At 35.2% G+C, this 22420-nt stretch carries 11 protein-coding genes; 8 read left to right on the forward strand and 3 right to left on the reverse strand.

Going from position 1 to position 22420, the window contains the following annotated elements; all coding sequences use genetic code 11:
- Positions 1-49 precede the first annotated feature (49 nt).
- The 8 genes from KHA90_RS01265 (at position 50) to KHA90_RS01300 (ending at position 18031) form a co-directional block, all read left to right on the forward strand.
- Entirely contained in the window at positions 50-4141 is a 4092-nt protein-coding gene (locus KHA90_RS01265) for a two-component regulator propeller domain-containing protein (protein WP_213294032.1), read from the forward strand.
- A 213-nt stretch (positions 4142-4354) separates the two neighbouring features.
- Positions 4355-7357: a SusC/RagA family TonB-linked outer membrane protein gene (locus KHA90_RS01270; RefSeq protein WP_213294035.1), complete on the forward strand. Its 3003-nt coding sequence runs from the start codon at positions 4355-4357 to the stop codon at positions 7355-7357.
- A 182-nt stretch (positions 7358-7539) separates the two neighbouring features.
- Complete coding sequence (locus KHA90_RS01275) at positions 7540-9054, forward strand: RagB/SusD family nutrient uptake outer membrane protein (protein ID WP_213294038.1); 1515 nt, start codon at positions 7540-7542, stop codon at positions 9052-9054.
- A gap of 959 nt (positions 9055-10013) precedes the next feature.
- Positions 10014-11207 (forward strand): glycoside hydrolase family 88 protein, encoded by a 1194-nt coding sequence (locus KHA90_RS01280; RefSeq protein WP_213294040.1) that lies wholly within the window; start codon positions 10014-10016, stop codon positions 11205-11207.
- A gap of 131 nt (positions 11208-11338) precedes the next feature.
- On the forward strand, positions 11339-13753 hold the full coding sequence (locus KHA90_RS01285) for a glycoside hydrolase family 2 protein (RefSeq protein WP_213294042.1): 2415 nt from the start codon (positions 11339-11341) through the stop codon (positions 13751-13753).
- Positions 13754-14305: 552 nt separating this feature from the next.
- The gene (locus tag KHA90_RS01290) at positions 14306-15190 is read left to right on the forward strand and encodes a fibronectin type III (protein WP_213294044.1); all 885 of its coding nucleotides are present in this window, start codon (positions 14306-14308) and stop codon (positions 15188-15190) included.
- Positions 15191-15214: 24 nt separating this feature from the next.
- The gene (locus KHA90_RS01295) at positions 15215-17032 is read left to right on the forward strand and encodes a glycoside hydrolase family 2 protein (RefSeq protein WP_213294046.1); all 1818 of its coding nucleotides are present in this window, start codon (positions 15215-15217) and stop codon (positions 17030-17032) included.
- Positions 17033-17467: 435 nt separating this feature from the next.
- Positions 17468-18031, forward strand: coding sequence for a DUF2911 domain-containing protein (locus KHA90_RS01300; protein ID WP_213294048.1), 564 nt, complete (start codon positions 17468-17470; stop codon positions 18029-18031).
- A 541-nt stretch (positions 18032-18572) separates the two neighbouring features.
- On the opposite strand, the gene KHA90_RS01305 is transcribed toward KHA90_RS01300, so the two are convergent.
- From KHA90_RS01305 to KHA90_RS01315, 3 genes are read right to left on the reverse strand one after another with little or no spacing between them, the layout of a single operon-like run.
- A complete protein-coding gene (locus KHA90_RS01305; RefSeq protein ID WP_213294050.1) occupies positions 18573-20783 on the reverse strand; it encodes a xanthine dehydrogenase family protein molybdopterin-binding subunit in 2211 nt (736 codons plus the stop codon).
- An 8-nt stretch (positions 20784-20791) separates the two neighbouring features.
- On the reverse strand, positions 20792-21772 hold the full coding sequence (locus tag KHA90_RS01310) for an FAD binding domain-containing protein (RefSeq protein ID WP_213294052.1): 981 nt from the start codon (positions 21770-21772) through the stop codon (positions 20792-20794).
- Positions 21769-22410, reverse strand: coding sequence for a (2Fe-2S)-binding protein (locus KHA90_RS01315; RefSeq protein WP_213294055.1), 642 nt, complete (start codon positions 22408-22410; stop codon positions 21769-21771). Before KHA90_RS01315 ends, KHA90_RS01310 begins: the two co-directional genes overlap by 4 nt.
- Positions 22411-22420: the final 10 nt, after the last annotated feature.

Raw genomic sequence — 22420 nt, forward strand, 5'->3', positions numbered from 1 at the left:
TGAACCTTTGAATGACCCTTTGACCCTTTGCACCTCAAAAAAAACCACCATGAAATATAAAATAGCTTTTCTGGTTTTACTGTTTATTTCAGGAAATATTTTTTCCCAAAATAAATATCGTCTTAAAAATATCTCGACTACGGATGGGCTTTCGCAGAGTTCTGTTATTGCTATTCATCAGGATAAATTTGGGCAAATGTGGTTTGGTACGCGTGATGGTCTGAATAAATATGACGGAAGTAAATTCACGATTTTCAGGAATGATGTTACCAATAAACATTCAATAAGCAACAATGATATTTTATCTATTGAAGAAGATAATACGGGTAAAATCTGGGTTGGAACTTATAACGGGCTTAATTGCTATGATCCTGTAAGCAATACTTTTACACGATATTTACATACCAAAACAAATCATACCATAAGCAGTAACGCCATTTGGTCGATTAGGGAAATTGGGGACGAAATGTGGTTTGGAACTTCACAGGGATTGACGATTTATAATAAGAAAACCAATAAATTCAGTTCGGTTTTTCATTCAGATACTGATAATTCGACGGTTCCGAGTAATAATATTATTACTATTTTAAAAAGTAAAAAAGGCGAAATCTGGATTGGAACTACTAAAGGTTTGTGCCAGCTTATCAGCAGAAAAAACGGAAAATTAGCGTTCAGAAATTATCCGTTAAATGCGGTTGATCTATTAAATGTTCAGGCAATTACAGAAGATGCTTCGGGTGATTTATGGGTTGGGACAAAAAATAAAGGCCTTTTGAAATTCGACAAAACTTCAAACGCTTTTGTTTCTTTTTTATCTGATTACAACTACCGCGAAATCAATACGGACATTCGTTCTCTGGCAATTGACAAACAAGGTTCTTTATGGATTGGCGCGTACGACGGAATCTACATTTTAGGAAAAGACAAAAGCATTCAAAAAATAAACAATAGCAATAACAGCAACGGAATCGACAAGGTAAAATCGATTTTTATGGATCGAAAAGGTTCGGTTTGGATTGGTTGTTATTACAAAGGCGTGAATATTTGGGACATTTCAAATGTGAATTTCTCCAATTACAATCAAAATTCTAAAAAAATTCCGATGAGTTTTGATGTTGTGAGTTCGATTATCGCCGATAAAAATCACAATATTTATTTTGGAACCGAAGGCGGCGGAATTACCATTTATACCCCAACTACCGAAGCTACAAGTTACATCAACAGCAAAAGCGGACAAACGGTTAAAAATGACATAAAATCGATGTGCCTTTTGGGAGATATTTTATGGATTGGGACTTTTTCAAAAGGATTATCGGCTTATAATACGGTTTCAAAAAGAATTGAAGATAATCGAATTGCTGCGAATTTGAATGCTTTATTAAAGGAATCCGGCGTTTATTCGATTAAGGCTGAAGGAAATGAAATTCTTTGGATTGGGACTTTTGGCAAAGGATTGATTCGGTACAATACAGTTGCTAAAACCTTTGAAATTATCGAAAATGATACTACAAAAACCAATTATCTGACCAATAATATTGTGCGAACGCTTTTAGTCGATCAAAAAAATGGCGTTTGGGCAGGAACTCAAAACGGACTGAATTTTATTCCGTTTAAGAATTTTTCTTCAAATAAATATGCGATAAAACATTTCTTTTTTGACTCCTCATCTTTATCCGGCGATGATATTCTGACTTTATTTCAGGACAGTCAAAAGAAAATCTGGGTGGGAACAAAAGCAAAAGGCCTGCATTATTTTGACGGAAAAAAATTCAACAAAATCAATTTAAGAGTTGGAAATACGGTCATAACTTCGATACATTCGATATTAGAAGATGATGATAAAAACTTATGGATTAGTACCAATCAGGGAATTATAAAATATAGTACAACACAAAAAACGGTTGTTATTTATGACCAAAAAGATGGTCTGGCAAGTAATGAATTTAATGATAATTCGGCTTTAAAACTAGATTCGAATCAGTTTTATTTCGGAAGTCCGTCCGGTGCGACGTATTTTGATGCCGGGAAAATCTCTTTGAATCAATATGCGCCTCAGGTTTTGATTACCAATTTAAAAATCAAAAACGAAACGATTCATCCCAATGATTTGGTTGGCGTTTTAGAAAAAAGCATTGGTTATACCAAAACAATTACGCTGGATTATGACAAAGCTAATTTCTCGATTGATTTTTCAATTCCAAATTACATTCGATCCAAAAATAATGAATATAGTTATCGCTTGGTTGGACTGGAAAACAACTGGACAACGACTAAAAATACCGAAGCTATTTTTGCAATCCAGAATCCCGGAACGTACACCTTTGAAGTCCGTGGCGCAAACAATGACGGCGTTTGGAATAAAGTTCCAACTACATTAACCGTTATTGTAAATCCTGCTCCGTGGCGCAGTATCTGGGCGTTTTTATTGTATGCAATTATCATAGGTTTAGGATTATACGGTTTAATATGGATTATGAAATCAAAAGCCAGACTGAAACAAAAACTGGAACTGGAATATCTGGAAACTAAACGCATTGAAGAAAACAATCAGGCAAAACTGGATTTCTTTACCAATATTTCGCATGAATTCAGAACGCCGTTGACGTTGATTTTAGGTCCTTTGCAACAAATCCTTGCCAATTATAACGGAACGAATGAAATGTATAAAAAGTTGCTGGTTATTGAAGGAAGTGCGAATCATCTTTTAAGCCTTATTAATCGTTTAATGGATTTCAGGAAACTTGAAAATCATCAGGTTATGCTGGAATCGGCTGAGGGAAATATCGTCAAATTCACTAAGGAAATCTTTTTATCTTTTATCGAATATGCTAAAGACGGCGGTTATACGTATACTTTTGAATCATCTGAAGAAGAAATCCCGGTGTATTTTGATCGTTATAAACTGGAACGTGTTTTTTATAATTTGATTTCAAATGCGTTTCGATATACTCCGAAAGGCGGAAATATTCACTTGAAAATATCTCACGATAACGAGAATCTTTTTATAGCCGTTGAAGATTCAGGAGCCGGAATTGCAGAAGAATATAAAGACAAAATTTTTGATTTGTTTTTTGAAGTTCCTATGCACAATAATGTCAAAAAAAACTACAATAAAGGAACCGGAATTGGACTTTCGATCGTGAAAAATATTGTAAAACTGCATAAAGGAAACATTGAAGTTACAAATAAACAAACCGAAGGTGCCGTTTTTACAGTAACGCTTCCGCTTGGTCGCGAACATCTCTTGGACAATGAAATTATTACCGATTTTAAAATTAGTGATGATATTTCGCAGTATAATGTACAATTAGAAAGATCGGAAATAGCAGAACCAGATGATATTGATGATTTTGTAGTAAACGACGAAAAACAAACAATTTTGATTGTTGAAGATCACAAGGTTTTACGATCGTTCATGAAAAATTTACTGAAAGAAGATTACAATATTATTGAAGCCGAAAACGGAAAAGTAGCTTTTGAAAAAGCAGTACAACAGATCCCGAATCTTATTATAAGCGATGTTATTATGCCTGAAATGGTGGGAACTGAGCTTTGCTCTAAGATTAAGGAGAATTTAAAAACCAGTCATATTCCGGTAATTTTACTGACTTCAAGAACTTCATTAGTCTATAAATTTGAAGGATTGGAAAGTGGCGCTGATGATTATATTAGTAAACCTTTTAATTTAATTGAATTTAAACTTCGGGTAAAAAACCTTTTAAATTCTACAGAACGTTTGAAAAATAAGTTTTCAAGCGAGGATAATTTTATCCCATCGGAAATTACGGTTTCATCATTAGACGAAGAATTATTGAAAAAAGCATTCAAAATTGTCGAAGAAAATATTTCGAACGAGCAATTTGATATTCCGTTTTTCTGTACGGAATTAGGTGTTAGCCGCACGATGTTATTTTTGAAAGTAAAAGCGTGGACGAATTTTACACCTAATGAATTCATTCACGAAATACGTTTAAAACGCGCGGCTCAATTATTAGAACAAAACAAATTAAATGTCTCCGAAGTAAGTTATAAAGTTGGTTTTAATAATCCGAAATACTTTAGTAAATGCTTCCAGAAAAAGTACGGCGAAACACCCACTCAGTTCGCTGACAAATTTTTTAAGCCTTCGGCTATAATTTAGGGAATTCGTTATTTTAAAGGGATTAAAAAAGGGTATCTGTATTTTTAGATACCCTTTTTTGTATTTCTATATCGTTTTCGCCTGCTACATTTGCCATTATGAAAACCAGGAAAACGAAATTCATATTGCTGCAAATTCTATTTGTAATTATCATAATAGGAATGAGTTTATTGATTTTTTATTTTATCTAACATTAACCTAAAACCAAAATGAATGTTTACAATCCAAAATTTCAAATCGCTTAAATGGTATTTGCTGGTAACTTTTTTACTGGCGAATATTGTTATGAATGCACAGGAAAAAAAAGTCACCGGAAAGGTCACTTCCAGCGAAGATTTACTCGGGCTTACTGGTGCGAATGTTTATATTAAAGGATCGTCTGTTGGCGGATCTACAGATATGGATGGAAATTACAGTGTTTTTGTTTCTGAAAAAAACGCTGTATTAGTTTTCAACTATGTAGGATATCAAACGGTGGAAATTCCGGTTGGGAATAAAACTGTAGTGAATATCAGCTTAAAACCGGATACTAAAAATCTTGACGAAGTAATTGTTGTAGGTTACGGAACCCGTAAAAAGAGCGACATAACAGGTTCTGTATCATCTGTAACGGCAAAAGAACTGAACGCTTACCCAACATTAAATGCTGAACAGGCTTTACAAGGTCGTGCAGCTGGGGTTTCGGTACAATCAAATAACGGTGGTGAACCGGGAGCACCTGTAAAAATAAGGGTTCGTGGAGGAACTTCGATCAATGCAAGCGGTGATGCGCTTATTGTGGTTGATGGTTTTGCGGGAGTTGCAATGCCGGCCCCAAGTGATATTGCTTCTATTGAGGTTCTTAAAGATGCATCGGCAACGGCAATTTACGGTTCCAGAGGTTCAAACGGGGTTATTATGGTGACAACTAAAAAAGGTAAACCGGGAAAACCAGTGATCGAATTTAGTAATTCAACTTCGGTGCAAACCGTAAACAATAAACTGGATTTATTAAACGGAGAACAATTTGTAGCCTATAGAAAAAGTTTTACAACAAATACTGATGGCGGTGCAAATACAGACTGGCAGGATGTTATTTATCGAGAAGGAATGATTTCGAATACGCAATTGTCATTTTCCGGAGGTTCTGATAAAGTGAGGTATTATGTTTCTGGAAATTACTACAATCAAAACGGAGTTGTAATTAACTCAGGTATTGATAAATACACGATTGTAAGTAATCTTGAAGCTGATTTATCTGATAATTTTAAAGTGGGCCTGAATTTATTTCAAAGCAAGCAAAATAAGGAAGGAATCATTAGCCAGACTGGCGCGGGAGGAACTGGTGCTGCGGGTGTAATTGCTGCAGCGTACCGTTTTATGCCGGATAAAGGAATTTATAATGCTGACGGATCTTATACAACAACGGCTCCAATTGGGGACGATATCGATAATCCGTATGCAACAGCAATGGAAAATATTCTGGAAACAGTATCAATTGTAAACAGAAGTAACTTTTTTGCACAATATAAAATCACAAAAGATCTTGACTTTAAAACTACTTTAGGATTAACTGATAATAATTCGCAAACCGGAAGATTTATTCCTTCAACTTTGATTGCAGGTAAAAATATCAAAGGAGAAGCTTCTGTAAACAACACGAGATTTTCTTCTTTTTTAACTGAAAATTATCTGACTTTCAAACGTGAAATTATCGACAAAGGAATCCTGACGGTTCTTGGTGGTTATTCGTATCAAAAAAATAAAAACGAAAGTTCGTATGCGGCTTCAAGAGGTTTTTTAACAAACACAAATTCCTATCGCAATTTAGGTGCGGGAACTGTTTTCTTAAAACCGGATTCGAATTTATCTGAAACTGAATTGATTTCGGCTTTCGGGAGGTTGAATTTTGATTATGATGATAAATATTTGTTTACGTTCACAGCGCGTCGTGATGGTTCTTCAAGCTTTAGCAAAAACTATAAATATGGAACTTTTCCTTCCGGAGCTGTGGGATGGAATATCAGCAAGGAAAACTTTTTGAAAGATAATAAAACGGTTTCTAATCTTAAATTAAGAGCGAGTTACGGAGCAACAGGAAATCCATCGATTGGCGCCTACTCTACTTTATCCAGATTCTCTGAAATTTATGATGTAAGCGGTGATATTATCGTAAATGCAGTTCAGCTGACTTCATTGGATAATCCAAATTTAAAATGGGAAACATCCTACCAACAGGATTACGGAATTGATCTGGGTTTATTTGATAACAGGATTAGCATTACTGCCGATTATTATAAAACAATTACGAAGGATTTATTGTTCAACCGACCTTTACCGGGGGTTTCGGGAATTGGTTCTCAACTTCAAAATGTGGGAGAATTAGAAAATAAAGGTTGGGAATTAGGCTTGAATACTAAAAACTTTATTGGTGCAGATTTTACGTGGTCAACAAGTTTTAATATTTCTTCAAATAAAAACAAAGTATTAAAATTTGCCGACAATAAAGATCTGTTAATTAACTCTACGCCTGGACATTTCCTTGCAACAGATTCCCAAATTTTGAGAGTTGGTCAGCCGGTTGGTTCGTTCTTTGGGTTTATTTATGATGGTGTAATTCAGCAGGGAGAAGCTGTTCTTCCGGGAAATTTTGAAACAATTGCGGGTGGAGAAAAATTCAAAGATGTCAATGGCGACGGAAAACTGGATTCTAATGATAAAACGATTATCGGGAATCCAAATCCTAATTTTATTTTTGGTTTGAATAATGATTTCACTTATAAAAATCTTGACCTGAATATCTTCTTTCAGGGTTCTGAAGGAAATGAAATCCTGAATTATACTTTAATGGAATTGGCGTCCGGAAACAACAATGCAACGACTGAAGTTCTGGATGCGTGGACACCAACGAACACGGATACAAATGTGCCAATAAATGCTGCAAGAACTAAAAGAGTTACTTCAAGATTTGTTTATGATGCCAGTTATATTCGTCTAAAAAACATTTCGATAGGATATAGTTTAGATGAAAAAGTGGTTTCGAAAATTGGTTTGAATAAAGTTCGTTTCTACATCAGTGCGCAAAATTTATGGACAATTACCAATTATCCGGGTTCTGATCCTGAGGTAAATTACCTGAATGATACGAATGCCAGAAGTAATACAAATTTAGGTTTGGATTATGGAAGTTACCCGAATGTAAGAACTTTCACTTTTGGTTTTAATTTAAAATTCTAGTTTAAAAAAGATTCTTAACACATAGAAAAATAGATTTTATGTGCAAAAAACAGAACACAAAAAGAAACATATTTCTTTCACATAGTAACTCTGTGTATTTTAAATAAGTGAAACGCCTTTTTTAAGAATACAACCTATGTTTCTATGTGTTAAATCATTTCAACGCATTAAAAATACTAAACATGAAAAAATATATAGCTTTTCTTTTCTTGGGAATATTCGCTTTTGGATGTTCCGATTTAGAAGAACATCCGGTGGGAATTATTCGTCCTGATAACTTCTTTAATAATACAGATGATTTGCAAGCCGCTGTAAACGGCGCTTTTGCTAACATTGCGCACAATAATTATTGGGGTCGTGAATTTACAATTGCCTTAATGCTGCGCGATGATATGGCTGATATTGGCGATAGAACAACTCAGGCTGCACGTATTGATGTTAATGATATGAGTATGAATGATACAAATGCGCTTGTTGCTAACTTTTGGCCACAATCGTATATCATAATTACAGCAGCAAATCAGGCAATTGAGGGTGCTAAAAAAACGCCCGGAGATCCTGCAAAAGTAAATGCAATTGTGGCTCAGGCATATTTTGCAAGAGCTTTTACGTACTATCATTTGGTTCGGATTTTTGGAGATATTCCGTATGTTGATTTTGTTGTGAGCGATGTTTCGCAGGTCAATTCTTTAAGCAGAATGAAGGAAGCAGATGTTTACCCAAAAATTATTGCCGACTTAGAATTTGCAAAACAATGGCTGGAAGACAAACCAAAAGTAAAAGCGGTTCCGGGAAAAGGTACTGCGGCGGGGTATTTGGCATCGGTTTATTTGACTCTTGGAAATTACCAAAAAGCTTATGACGAATCGAAATATGTGATTACAAACGAAGCTAAATTTGGTTTAGGTTTAGATGCTGATTTTCAGGATTTGTTCAATGCTAATAAAACCGCAGCTTTAAAAGAACCTTTGTTTACAATTGACTTTAACAATCTGGTTTCAGGAAATTACGGTCAGGATTATACAGCATTTTTTACGGGTTCATTAAAAGATGACAGTTACAGTTACGGACAAGGATTTTCGGTTGCTGTTCCTTCTTTAAAAGTTTTTAACGATTGGGACAAAAGAGATTATAGAAGAGCGGTTAGTTTTGATACTATTATCAGAAAAAAAACGGGTCCGGGAGGAGCTTTGCAAATTTTCCCTTCAAGTGATAATGAGAAATCGCCACGTCCGCATATTGCAAAATATTACCGTTTTCCCGGGAAAGCCGGAGCGAATGGAAGAACTTCTCAACACAATTATATCACGATGCGTTTTGCCGAAGTTTTGTTAACTGCCGCTGAAGCCTTAAACGAAATTACTCCGGGAACTACAGAAGCTGATGGTTATGTCAACCGAGTGCGCGCAAGAGCAAGAAATAAAGCCGGAAAACTGGTTTCGTTTCCTGCAAATGTAACGCCGGGTTCTTCTCAGGCTGATTTTAGAAAAATGGTTATCAACGAAAGAAGATTAGAACTGGCTTTTGAATATATCAGATGGTACGATATCAAAAGATTGAAAAACGGTCCTGAAGTTTTTGGTCCAAATGGTTTTGAGCCTCATACTTTTGATCCAAACAAGGATTATTTATTTCCATTACCGGGAACTGAGTTAGCGATTAATCCTAATTTAAAACCGAATAATCCAGGGTATTAAAACAGATTATTAGATTGTTGGATTATTAGACTCAAAAATCTGCTAAATCTGCGTGAAAAATTTAAACTTATAGAATGATATTTTTCTCTCGCAGATTTTGCAGATTGAGCAGATTTAATTTAAATATTATCTGCATGAAATAAAAATTATCCTATAGTACTAAATATTTAAGTCATGAAAATAAAAAATCTGCTCAATCTGCCAAATCTGCGTGAAAAAATTTTAAACACATAGTCCCGATAGCTATCGGGACATAGATTCATATTTAGAAATTAAAAAAAAAGAGAATAAAAAGAAACTAGTTTCTTACACACAATTATTGTGTTTTCATGCAAATTATATCGACATTTTTGTCATCCTGACGAAGGAAGGATCATAAAACGATTGCATATTTTTAAAATGATATTTTTCTCTCGCAGATTGAGCAGATTGAGCAGATTGAGCAGATTTAATTTAAATATTATATGCGTGAATGTGCTTAAATATTTTGAAATCTGCTTGAAATAAAAAATAATAAATGAATAGGGTCCGGCTTTAGCCGGATGTTATCTTAAGTAATCATATAGAGGCTTTAGCCAAACTTACATTTGGCTAAAGCTTTAAAGATGCAACTTTATTTCTGCAGCTAAAGCTGGAGGCAATTCAAGATTGAATTTTCCAATAAAATATAAATGAACAGAGATTCCATATTTTTAAAATGATATTGTTTCATGCAGATTCTGCAGATTGAGCAGATTTAATTGAAATAATTATCTGCGTGAATCTGCAGAAATATTTTTAAAATCTGCGTGAAATAAAATAACACATTAGAACAAAATATTTAAGTCACGAAAATAAAAAATCTGCTCAATCTGCAAAATCTGCATGAAAAATTTAAACACATAGTCACGATAGCTATCGGGACTATGTGTTTAAATTAAACCCAACGAAATTAGATTCCGTTAAAAACAATAATTAGTATGAATAAAGTTAGTTTTTTTGCTTTAATTCTTGGGTTTGCATTGCTGGCGACAGCTTGCAAATCCGGGATTAATTCTACAACCAAAAATACTGCGGCAACAACAGAAAATCTTCTTGAAACGAGATACAAAATGTTACTCGATTATCCGGTTGATTCTATGTCGATGCCACGAAGTATGACGATTAAAACAAATGAAACCAAAAAAGTTCCTTCAAGAGACTGGACAAGCGGATTTTTTGCCGGAAATCTTTGGCAATTGTACCGATTAACAGGAAATGAGGATTATAAAAAACAAGCTGAAAAATGGACATCTTTCAGTAAAAAAGAAAGCGTAAACCGAAATTCCCACGACGTAGGTTTCAAAGTTTATTGCAGTTATGGCGAGGCTTTAAAAGTCGAAAACAAGCAAGAATACGCAGCTGTCATTATCAAAGGAGCCGAAACTTTATGCTCTCGTTTTGACGCAAAAGTTGGTGCGATAAGATCTTGGGATTTCAATAAGGAAATTTGGGATTATCCTGTAATTATCGATAACATGATGAATCTCGAATTGCTTTTTGAAGCCACGAAACTATCCGGCAATAAAAAGTATCAGGATATCGCGATTCAACACGCCAATACAACGCTGAAAAACCAATTTAGAGACGACAATAGCTGTTATCATGTTATTGATTATAACCCGATTTCTGGCGCCGTCAGAAAGAAAACAACGCTTCAGGGATATAATGATGATTCGGTTTGGGCACGCGGGCAAGGCTGGGCAGTTTATGGCTTTACAATGTCGTATCGATATACAAAAGATCCTGCGTATTTAAAACAAGCCGCAGCAACCGCAAATTTTTTCATAAATAATAAAAATTTACCCGAAGACGGGATTCCGTATTGGGATTTTAAAGATCCTGCTATTCCAAATTCACCGCGTGATGTTTCTGCTGCAACCGTTATGGCTTCAGCTTTGTATGAATTATTCGGTTATACCAAAAACAAAACTTATCTGGCTTTCGCCGATAAAATAATTGCGACTTTACATTCTGATAAATATATTTTAAATTCCAAAATAAACGCGCCTTTTATATTGGATCACAGCACAGGAAACTGGCCAAAACACGACGAAATCGACGAACCTATTATCTATGCCGACTATTATTTTCTGGAAGCATTGTTAAAGAAAAGTAACAAAGGGGCAAAGTGACAAAGGTACAAAGGTTTAGAAGTAAAAGTGACAAAGATTTTCAGTCTCTGAACCTTTGAACCTGTGAGCCTTTGAGCCTGTAAGCCTTTGAGCCTTTGCTCCTTTGAACCTAAAAAAAACCTTTATATTTTATGAAAAAACTACCGTACCATTATAAACCGTTTTCGATTTTTGCTTTCCTTGTTTTTTTTGTTTCTCTAAATAATTCTTTTGCTCAGACAAAAACTAATATCAATAAAAACTGGCTCTATCTGGAAAATAGTACTCCAAATATTGATCAGGCAAAAAAAGCAAATAATTGGAGCGAAATTAATTTACCTCATACCTGGAATGCCGAAGATGCAACAGACTTAAATCCGGGTTACAGACGTGATGCAAGCTGGTATCAAAAAAAGCTGAACATAGCTTCTATAGATAAAAATCAGCGTTATTTTTTATATTTTGAAGGATCAAATGTAACGACAAAAGTGTACGTAAACGGTAAAGAAGCCGGCGGACATATTGGCGGTTACATTGGTTTTACAATTGATATTACCCATTTTATTAAAGAAGGAGACAACGAAATTTTTGTTCGGGTTGATAATAATTATGATATTGAAATCATTCCGTCTCAAAAAAGCGATTTCTTTATTTATGGCGGAATAACCCGCGATGTCTGGTTATTGTCTAAATACAAAAATCATATTGAGAATCTAAAAATTACAACTCCTGAAGTTTCGGCTAAAAAAGCTTCTTTGAATATTATTGCTTCAACTATCAATCCTGATAATGCAAAAGATTTATCGTTAACCGTGATTCTTAAAAATCCAAAGGGGAAAAAGATTGCGAGTAAAACGATTCAGGTTCTGGATAAAACAACAACAATCAAATTTGAAAACCTGAAAAATCCTGAATTATGGGATACTCAAAAACCAAATTTATATAAAGTAACCGCTTTTTTATCTGAAAAAAACCAAATAAAAGACAGCGTAAACGAAAAAGTAGGTTTCAAATGGTTTGAATTTAAAGATCATGGTCCTTTTTTTCTTAACGGAAAACGATTATTGATTCGAGGTACACATCGTCATGAAGAACAAGCCGGAGTTGGCGCTGCAATGAGCAATGCACAACATCGCGCTGATATGGAATCGATTAAAAAAATGGGCGCTAATTTTGTTCGTCTCGCGCATTATCCGCAAGATCCTGAAATTTATAAAGCCTGCGATGAATTGGGTCTATTGGTTTGGGATGAATTGCCGTGGTGCCGTGGCGGAATTGGTGATGAACTTTGGCAAACGAATACTAAAAATATACTGGCGGAAATCATCAATCAAAACTACAATCACCCAAGTATTATTATATGGTCACTTGGAAATGAGATGAATTGGCTGCCTGATTTTCCTGACGGAGATAATACGGATCGAATGAATGTATTCTTAACCGAATTAAACGACATCGCCCATAAAATGGATCCAACGCGAAAAACAGCGATTAGAAAATATTACGAAGGTTCTCAAATTGTGGATGTCTTCTCGCCTTCTATCTGGTCGGGTTGGTATTCAGGAAGTTATAAAAGTTATCAAAAAGCAATTGATGTTTATAAAAAAGAATACAAACATTTTATTCATGCTGAATATGGCGGTGACAGCCACGTAGGCCGTCACAGCGAAAACCCAATTACGGGCGAAAACATCATAAAAGCTGAAGGTTGGGAAGAAGCCATTGTGCAAACTAAAGTGGCAAATATTGCGCAAATTGGCGATTGGAGCGAGAATTATATCGTTGATTTATTTGACTGGCATTTGCATATTTCTGAGAATGATCCAATGTTTGTAGGTAACATTCAATGGGCTTTTAAGGATTTTGCAACGCCGTTACGTCCCGAAGATGATATTCCGTATATGAATCAAAAAGGGCTTGTAGACAGAAACGGAAATCCTAAAGATGCATATTATGTTTTTAAAAGTTACTGGAGCGATGAGCCTTTTACATACATCGAATCGCATACCTGGACAGAACGTCAAGGACCGGAAAATACGCCAAGAACTTTGAGTGTTTTTAGTAATTGTGACAAGGTTATCCTTTTTCATCAGGGGAAATCACTCGGAGAAAAGCAACGAAATCTTTCGATTTATCCTGCAAATGGCTTAACTTGGGATGTGAATTTCCTGAAAGGCGAAAATATTCTGATTGCGATTGGTGAAACAAAAAACGGAAAAAAGGTTTCGGATACTATTAAGGTAAATTATCGTTTCAATAAAAATGATACGGCAACTTCTTTACAATTGTCTTCTGAAAAATTAAAAAATGGCAATTATCTAATTACCGCAATTGCAATTGATAACAACAATTTGCGTTGTTTAGATTATGAGGAAAGTGTTTATTTTCAGTGCATAAAAGGCGGAAAAACCATGAAAAGTCAAGGAACTCCAACCGGAAGTGAATCAATAAAAATGGCAAACGGAAAAGCTTCGATTGAAGTGGTTCCTGATGGATTAGGAATTCCGATCGAGATGACAGCTTTGAATCAGAGTTTTAAAGGGGAATATTTGAAGATTGCGAATTGATGGAATAAGTTAAAATTAATCTCGCAAAGTCGAAGAGTCGCAAAGTTTTTTTTAGCCACAGATTATAAGGATTAAAATGATTTTATTTCACTCAATATTACACATTAAGCAGATTTTGGAGATTATTTAAAAAATCTGCGCGTATCTGCTTAAATCTTTTTAAAATCTGCGTGAAAAAATTAATAACGATTAAAATAATCGCGCAAAGTCGCAAAGACGCAAAGTTTTTTTTAACCAGAGATTATCAGGATTAAAATGATTTTATTTCACGCAGATATTACAGATTTAAGCAGATTTTGGAGATTATTTAAAAATCTGCGCGTATCTGCTTAAATCTTTTTAAAATCTGCGTGAAAAAATTAATACCGATTAAAATAATCGCGCAAAAACGCGAAGGCGCGAAGTTTTTTGTCATCCTGACGGAGGAAGGATCACACTCGAAACTCCGCACAGAAAGTCATAATCTTTGTCGATTTGCATGTGTGATCCTTCGTTCCTCAGGATGACAAAATTGTGTATAAACTTTGCGAGAAATATAAAAAATAGCAAACTATGAAAAACATAACCTACGGAATTGCTTTAATAGTAACAAGTTTTACAACCAATGCTCAAGTCACATTAAATGCAGATGGTCCCGGCGAAATTGGAACTTATGAATTGATTACAAATGCTTTTGCACCCGGAACAAAAAACGGTGCGGTAGAAGCTCCTGATGCTATTCACCCAAGTTTTGGGCGTCATATTACTGAAGTTTTTGATAAGGATTTGAATAAAAATGTATTTGAATTTTATGCTCACGTTACCAATAGTCCGCCTGATAATGAACCGGTGAAGGGAAAAACGGACAGGCAGCGTGTTGAAATCAAAACTTATGGTCCGTCTCCGGAAAATTTAAAAGGAAATACGGGCGAAACGGTGCAATACAAATGGTGTTTTAAAATTCCTGTTGGCTTTAAACCAACTACGAGTTTTACGCATATTCATCAGATAAAAGCTGTTGATGGCGATGATAATCTTCCAATATTTACATTGACTTTGAGAAAAATGTCAGATGGTGTCGACAAATTAGAACTCATTTATGTAAAAGATAAAGCTTCAAAAATGAACAAATATCAATCAGTAAATATGTCCCTTTTTGAAGGAACCTGGGTTGAAGCTACAGAAACAATTAAAGTTGGTGTGCAAGGATCGTACGCAATAAATATAAAAAAAGTAAGTGACGGAAAAACGTTAATGGATTACAGCAATCCTACTATTCAAACGATTCGTTCTGCTTATACCTCGAAAACCGGAAAAGTTTATACTTCAAACGCTTTTATCAGACCTAAATGGGGAATTTATCGCAGTTTGAAAGATATTGCAAATATGAGAGATGAAGCGATTCGGTTTTCAGACTTTAGCATCACAGAAATAAACTCCTTACCAACAGTTAATTAGATATTAATTATAAAAAAAATACGAATGAAAAAACGAATCACTTTACTACTACTAGCAACTGTTTTGATCGGGCAGGCTCAAAATCTGATTTCGAACGTTCCCAATCGAGCTGTAACTTCATTAAACGGTGTCTGGAATTATATTGTTGATCCTTACGAAACTGGTTTTTACAGCTTTCATCACGATCAATATGATAAACAAACGAAACCATCAAATGCGGCATTTTTTAATAATTATCATGCGGTAAACAAGCAGGAATTGGTTGAATATGATTTCGATAAATCGGAAAAAATAACGATTCCGAGTGATTGGAATTCGCAAATTCCTGAACTTAAATATTATGAAGGAAATGTGTGGTTTAAAAAATCTTTCGATTATGATTTAAAGGATAAAAAACGTCTTTTTGTTTATTTTGGAGCGATTAATTATAAGTCGGATATTTATTTGAATGGCAAAAAACTGGGAACGCATGAAGGTGGATTTACGCCTTTTAATTTCGAAATAACTTCGATTGTAAAACCAAAAGACAATTATATTGTTGTTAAAGTGGATAATACGCGACATAAAGAAGATGTTCCTACAACAAATACGGATTGGTGGAATTATGGCGGAATCACGCGTGACGTGACTTTAATTGAAGAAAATGAAGCTTTTATTGAAGATTATAATATTCAGCTTAAAAAAGGAAATTCGGCTTTGATTTCAGGATTTATAAAGGTGAATAATTTTACTTCGGAACAAAACCAAGTAACGATTTCGATTCCGGAATTAAAAATCAATTATAAAGGAAAAGTTGGAACTGACGGAATTGTTAACTTTGAAATTCCTGCGAAAAAAATCTCGTTTTGGTCACCGGAAAATCCTAAATTATATGAAGTAACAATTGATTTTAACGGACAAAAACTAAAGGATAATATTGGTTTTAGAACTATTGAAACTCAGGAAGACAAAATTTTATTAAACGGAAAACAAATCTTTTTACGCGGCATTTCTATTCATGAAGAAAATTCAAAAGGCAGAAGAGCAAATTCTGAAGAAGATGCTTTGCGTTTGTTAAACTGGGCGAAGGAACTGGGCTGTAATTATGTTCGTCTGGCGCATTATCCGCATAACGAAAACATTATCAGACAGGCAGATAAATTAGGGCTAATGGTTTGGGAGGAAATTCCGGTGTATTGGACGGTTGAATTTACTAATAAAGATACTTATAAAAATGCCGAAGATCAATTGACAACTACAATTACAAGAGATAAAAACCGTGCTTGTATTATTATCTGGTCAATGGCAAATGAAACGCCAATTTCTGATGCGAGAAATACTTTTATCAAAAGTCTGGTCGATCACACAAAATCGCTGGACAATACACGATTAATCAGCGCGGCTTTATTAACGCAAAGCGGCAACGGTTTTGGAACTATAAATGACGAAATTGGTCAATATCTGGATATTATTTCTTTTAATCAATATTTAGGTTGGTATGGTGGAAATCTTGAAGATGCTGAAAAAATTCTTTGGAAAACAAAATACAACAAACCTGTGATTGTTTCTGAATTTGGCGGCGATGCAAAAGCAGGTTTACACGGTGAAAAAAACGAGCGCTGGACAGAGGAATATCAGGAATATTTATACATTCAGAATTTGAAAATGATAGAAAAAATACCTCATCTAAGTGGTTTGAGTCCGTGGATATTGGTTGATTTCAGATCACCAAAAAGGTTACTTCCGGGAATTCAGGATGGTTATAATCGTAAAGGATTAATCTCGAACGATGGCAATAAAAAGAAAGCTTTTTATATCATGCAGGATTGGTATGCAAAAAAGAAAAAAGAAAAATCTTCGTAAGTAACTCCATGACAATTGGTTTATGCAATATTTAGCGAGCTTCTTGTGGAGTTTCCTCGTTCCTCGGAATTGACAAACTATACGAAAATAGTGTTATGAAAATGATTGTCCTAGCCCCGATAGAAGTGGAAATCCTTTTGTGGCGGTGTTCGCCACAAAAGATTGAAACGTCCCGATAGCTATCGGGAAGCGGGATTAGCTCCTGAAAAAAATATTTGGTTTATCATATAAATCGGAATGACAAATATCGAGGTTAATTTATGTTGAACATGAGATACTTTTACATATAAACCTTTGACCTTTGTCCCTCTGAACCTTTTTCCCTATGAAATAAAACCTTATTATTATCAATTCATTAACAAAAAACAAAGAGTAATTATATGATTTTTCTTCATTATTAACTTACTTTGTACTTATTCTAAAAATTGTAATCCTATGAAAAAATTAAGTTTACTGGTAGTTACTCTATTTGCTGCCTTTACAGTTCAAGCTCAGGATGTAGTGAAATTTGCTCCGCTTGACGCAAGTCCGGTTGATATTTCTTATTTCCCAAATAAATCGGTTAAATTCAAAAAAACTGATAATCCTTCACCGGTAATTAAGGTGACTTATGCAAGACCTTCTGCTAAAGGACGTGTTGTTTTTGGTGAAGTGCTTAAATTTGGTGAGATGTGGAGAGTTGGTGCTAACGAAAACACAGAGATCAAATTCTACAAAGCGGTTACAATTGACGGAAAAAATATTCCGGCTGGGACGTACAGTTTATTTGCTATTCCTGAAAAAGATAAATGGACAATTATTATCAATAAAGAGCTTGATATGTGGGGAAATTATGCCTACGATGAAAGCAAAGATATTGCCAGAGTTTCTGTTCCTGTAAAACCGGTTTCAACTCCTATTGAAGCTTTATCAATTGCTTTTACAACTCAGGGATCTGTTGCAAACCTGGTAATTGGATGGGATAAAACCACAGTTGAAGTTCCTATTACAATCAAATAATTATCATTAAAACAAAATACAAAGAGACACTAAGTGAAAATAGTGTCTCTTTTTTTTGTTTACAACTTAATAATCAACAATTTATCAAGACTTAACATGGGAATTATATAACTTTTATCCAAAATTATATAAAAAACAGATTTTCAACAACTATATATTTGAAAGGCATGGACAAATAATTATTAAGAAATGTTCCACAACTTTTTTAAAAACTTAATTAGTTATTCAATCATAAAATCTATGTAACCAAATCCAATTTAAGAGAAAAATGATGCATTTGTCATAAACGAATATTAAGCTTAATATTTAAAGACAGCAATTAAAAAAAAACTATTATTTCTGATTTTAGCCAATAACAGGATAGTTTGTTTTTTTAATTTTTGCCTTAAAATCCATGACGTTTTGCTTTATGATATTTTGCATCATTTTTTATTGAGAAGTTGATTAACTAATTTGAAAATACGGCTCATTTTATTTAATTAAAAAATCCCTTTAGAAATTGATTTCCTAAATGGATTTTATTTATTTAAAACTATAACTATCATGCTTTTGCTACAGATGGTTCTAATATTTTATCGAGTGTTATTGGTAAATCTCTAACTCGTTTTCCGGTTGCGTTAAAAACGGCGTTTGCAATTGCCGGAGCCATCCCTACTAAAGCGGTTTCTCCAAGTCCTTTAGTTCCCATTGGGTTGCTTATTGGATCTTTTTTATTGACAAAAAACACTTCTTGTTTTTCAATATCGGCGTTTACGGGAACATGATAATCGGCAAAATTATTATTGATGGCACGACCAAATCTATGATCAATTTCAAGAGATTCCATTAATCCCATTCCGATTCCTCCAACTGCTCCGCCATACATTTGTCCTGCCGAAGTTTTTTGGTTGATAACGGTTCCAATATCAGCACAGGAAACCACATGGGCAATTCTGATTTTTCCTAAATTCGGGTTCACCAATACTTTTACAAAATGTACCGAAAACGAATAAATAGAATATTTCTTAGCTTCTTCAGAACCTTTAGATTCATTTTCTACAGATAATTCTTCAAGCTTATTATTGTTCAGTAATGAAACTAAACTGACTGATTTTTTAGTATCTTTTTTAGAAGATATTGCACCATTTGCAAAACTTAAATCGGTTATTGGGATATTTTTGAACGTTTCATTTTCAGTTGCTAATCCTAGCGTTTTGCTTACCAATAAATTACAGGTATCATGAACCGCAGAACCTACGGATGATGTTGTGGCAGATCCTCCCTGAGTTGGTCCTTTTGGTAAACCGCTTCGTCCCATTTCAATAATTACATTTTCTGTTGGGATTCCGGTAATTTCGGCTCCAATTGCCGTCATCATTGTTGCCGTTCCCGGTCCCATATCGTTTACGCTGCATTGTAAAACCAAAGAACCATTTGCCAGAAATTTTGCTTTTACGGTGGTTGGGTTTCTGAAAGAACCAAAAGTTCCCGTTCCCATTCCGTAACCTACAAGCCATTCGCCTTCACGAACAGATCCGGGTTTATTTTTTCGGTTTTTCCAGCCAATGCGCTCCATACCGCCTTCGTAACATTCTAAAAGGTATTTACTGCTCCAGGGTTTATTTTGTTCCAAATCTTTTTCGGCGTGATTGCGTTTTCGAAATTCAATTGGATCTAAATCCAGTTTATGCGCTAATTCGTCAATCGCACTTTCTAATGCAAATGAACCTGTTGCTTCTCCCGGACCACGCATCCAGATTGGTGTACAGGTATCCAGTTCAGCAATGCGATATTTGGTCGAAACATTCGCACAATCGTACATAAAGCGCGACATGTTTACGGTTGCTTCTGTAAAATCTTCATAATTAGAAGTCATTGCCAGAGCTTCGTGTGTTAATCCTGTAAGTTTACCGTCTTTTGTTGCTCCCAATCCCATTTTTTGAATTGTGTAAGGACGAAAACCTACGTTGGTAAACATTTGTTCACGGTGCAAAACCAATTTTACCGGTTTTCCTATTTTTTTTGATCCAATAAGTGCTGCGATTTCATAAGGCCAGGTATGCAATCCCATTCCAAAAGCACCTCCTAAATATTCAGAATGTACCTCAACATCTTCGGCAGGAATTCCAAATACATTTCCTACGCTTTTTCGGGTTCCTTCAACACCTTGGCTTTTTGTATATAAAATAGGTTTGTTTCCATCCCATTTCGCAATAATATTTGCTAATTCCATCGGGTTATGAACTTCGGTAGGAATCGTATATTCTTCTTCCAGAACAACTTCTGCATTTTTATAACCGTCCAGAATTCCGCGATTATAATCTTTTGCGCGTTCTCCGCCCGGTAATTTTCCTTTATCTTTTACTTTTTCAAGTTCGGTTGAATGTTCTTCTTTGAGATATTCGGCTTTAATAAGGCTCGCCGCATATTGCATACGTTCAAAAGTATCGGCAATTACAAGCGCAATTGGCTGATCATAATATCGAACGGTATTATCTTTGAATATTTGTAAAGGCTGACCTAAATTTTCTCGCTTTTTGGGTTGTTCATATCCTGCGGGTTTGTCCACATTTAAATGCGTAATTACCGCCAAAACTCCCGGCGCCCATTCGGCTTTTTTAGTATCTATGGATTTAATTGTTCCTTTGGCAATCGTACTTCCTACCAAACATGCATAGGTAATGCCTGGGGTTTTATATTCGGCTGAATAAGTCGCTGAACCTGTTACTTTAGCAAATCCGTCAACTCTGTTTATATTACTTGTCTTGCTCATAATTCGAATTATTTAGATGCTGCTATTGTCAAAGCTTCTGTGATTGCATTTGGTCCAAGCGTCAGTTTAAAATCATTATCGCCATAACTTCTGGCGCCTTTCATGGCTAAATCGGCCGCTTTTTTGAATGTAGCTTCAGAAACTGTTTTTCCTTTCAAAAATTCCTCAGCTTCGGTAAGTCGCCACGGTTTGTGCGCCACTCCACCCATTGCAAGTCGTGCATCCTGAATGGTATTATTCTGAATATCTAAACCAACTGCTACAGATACTAAGGCAAAAGCATAACTGCTTCGGTCACGAACTTTTAAATAATGAATATTTTTGGTAAAATTATTAGTCGGAATTTCGATCGAAGTAATGATTTCTTTCTCTAGAAGTGTATTGTCTTTTTCGGGCGTATTTCCCGGAAGACGATGAAAATCCGTGAATTTAATTTCTCTTTTTCCTTTCGGACCTTCAACAAGAACTGTAGCCTCTAAAGCAGCAAGCGCAATGCACATATCACTTGGATGAACGGCGATGCAACTATCCGAAGCGCCAAAAATAGCATGCATTCTATTTGATCCGCCAATTGCTCCGCAACCACTTTTAGGAACACGTTTGTTGCAGGGCATATCTGTATTATAAAAATAAGAACAACGCGTGCGCTGTAGCATATTTCCTCCTACGCTTGCCATATGCCTGATTTGCTGTGAGGCTCCGGCGGCTAATGCCAATGCCAGTAAAGGATATTTTTCTTTGATTACTTTATCTTCGGCAACCTGACTGTTTTTAGCTAATGCGCCTATGGAAACTTTTCCTGTCAGGAATTCTATTTTTTTTAAATCTACTCCATTAATGTCTATGAGTTTATCCGGCGCGACAACATTTTTCTTCATCAAATCGACAAGATTGGTTCCGCCTGCGATAAACATAGCTGAGTTTTCTTTTGCAATACTTGATACGGCAGATTTAGATGATAATGCTCTTATTATTTGAAAGTTTTTCATAATGCCTTTCCTCCTTCCTTAACTTCTGTAATTGCATCGACTATATTATGATAAGCACCACATCTACAGATATTTCCGCTCATATATTCTCTAATTTCTTCTCTGCTGTTCGCGTGACCTTCTTTAATACAGGCAATACCCGACATGATTTGCCCAGGCGTGCAATATCCGCATTGAAAACCGTCATTTTTAATGAAAGCTTCCTGCATTGGGTGGAGTTTTTTTCCTTGAGAAAGTCCTTCGATTGTGGTTACTTGCGCATTTTGCTGCATTGATGCTAATGACAAACACGATAATATTCGGGTTCCGTTTACATGAACCGTACACGCGCCGCATTGCCCATGATCACAGCCTTTTTTAGTTCCGGTAAGTAATAATTGTTCTCTTAATAAATCTAACAGCGTGGTTCTGGGTTCTATATTTAAAGTGTGTTTTACGCCATTTACTTCAAGTGAAAGCGGAACTGTTTCTAAATATTCGGCAATTTTTTCATCCCATTTATTTTCAGAAGCCATGACCAATGAAGGCGGAGCCAAAGCAAGTGCAGTCAATAAACCTGACTTTTTTATAAAATCGCGTCGTGAAGAACCGGATTCTTCCTCGATCGCTTTATTTCTAATTGTTCTTTTGGCAGCCATGAATACTGTT

It is taken from the genome of Flavobacterium psychroterrae (assembly GCF_018380615.1).
In the GTDB taxonomy this organism is placed as follows: domain Bacteria; phylum Bacteroidota; class Bacteroidia; order Flavobacteriales; family Flavobacteriaceae; genus Flavobacterium; species Flavobacterium psychroterrae.

What these genes read in the sequence shown, in the direction of transcription:
- KHA90_RS01265 (WP_213294032.1), top strand. Translation starts at nt 50, where the DNA reads ATGAAATATAAAATAGCTTTTCTGGTTTTACTGTTTATTTCAGGAAAT.
- KHA90_RS01270 (WP_213294035.1), top strand. Translation starts at nt 4,355, where the DNA reads ATGTTTACAATCCAAAATTTCAAATCGCTTAAATGGTATTTGCTGGTA.
- KHA90_RS01275 (WP_213294038.1), top strand. Translation starts at nt 7,540, where the DNA reads ATGAAAAAATATATAGCTTTTCTTTTCTTGGGAATATTCGCTTTTGGA.
- KHA90_RS01280 (WP_213294040.1), top strand. Translation starts at nt 10,014, where the DNA reads ATGAATAAAGTTAGTTTTTTTGCTTTAATTCTTGGGTTTGCATTGCTG.
- KHA90_RS01285 (WP_213294042.1), top strand. Translation starts at nt 11,339, where the DNA reads ATGAAAAAACTACCGTACCATTATAAACCGTTTTCGATTTTTGCTTTC.
- KHA90_RS01290 (WP_213294044.1), top strand. Translation starts at nt 14,306, where the DNA reads ATGAAAAACATAACCTACGGAATTGCTTTAATAGTAACAAGTTTTACA.
- KHA90_RS01295 (WP_213294046.1), top strand. Translation starts at nt 15,215, where the DNA reads ATGAAAAAACGAATCACTTTACTACTACTAGCAACTGTTTTGATCGGG.
- KHA90_RS01300 (WP_213294048.1), top strand. Translation starts at nt 17,468, where the DNA reads ATGAAAAAATTAAGTTTACTGGTAGTTACTCTATTTGCTGCCTTTACA.
- KHA90_RS01305 (WP_213294050.1), bottom strand. Translation starts at nt 20,783, where the DNA reads ATGAGCAAGACAAGTAATATAAACAGAGTTGACGGATTTGCTAAAGTA.
- KHA90_RS01310 (WP_213294052.1), bottom strand. Translation starts at nt 21,772, where the DNA reads ATGAAAAACTTTCAAATAATAAGAGCATTATCATCTAAATCTGCCGTA.
- KHA90_RS01315 (WP_213294055.1), bottom strand. Translation starts at nt 22,410, where the DNA reads ATGGCTGCCAAAAGAACAATTAGAAATAAAGCGATCGAGGAAGAATCC.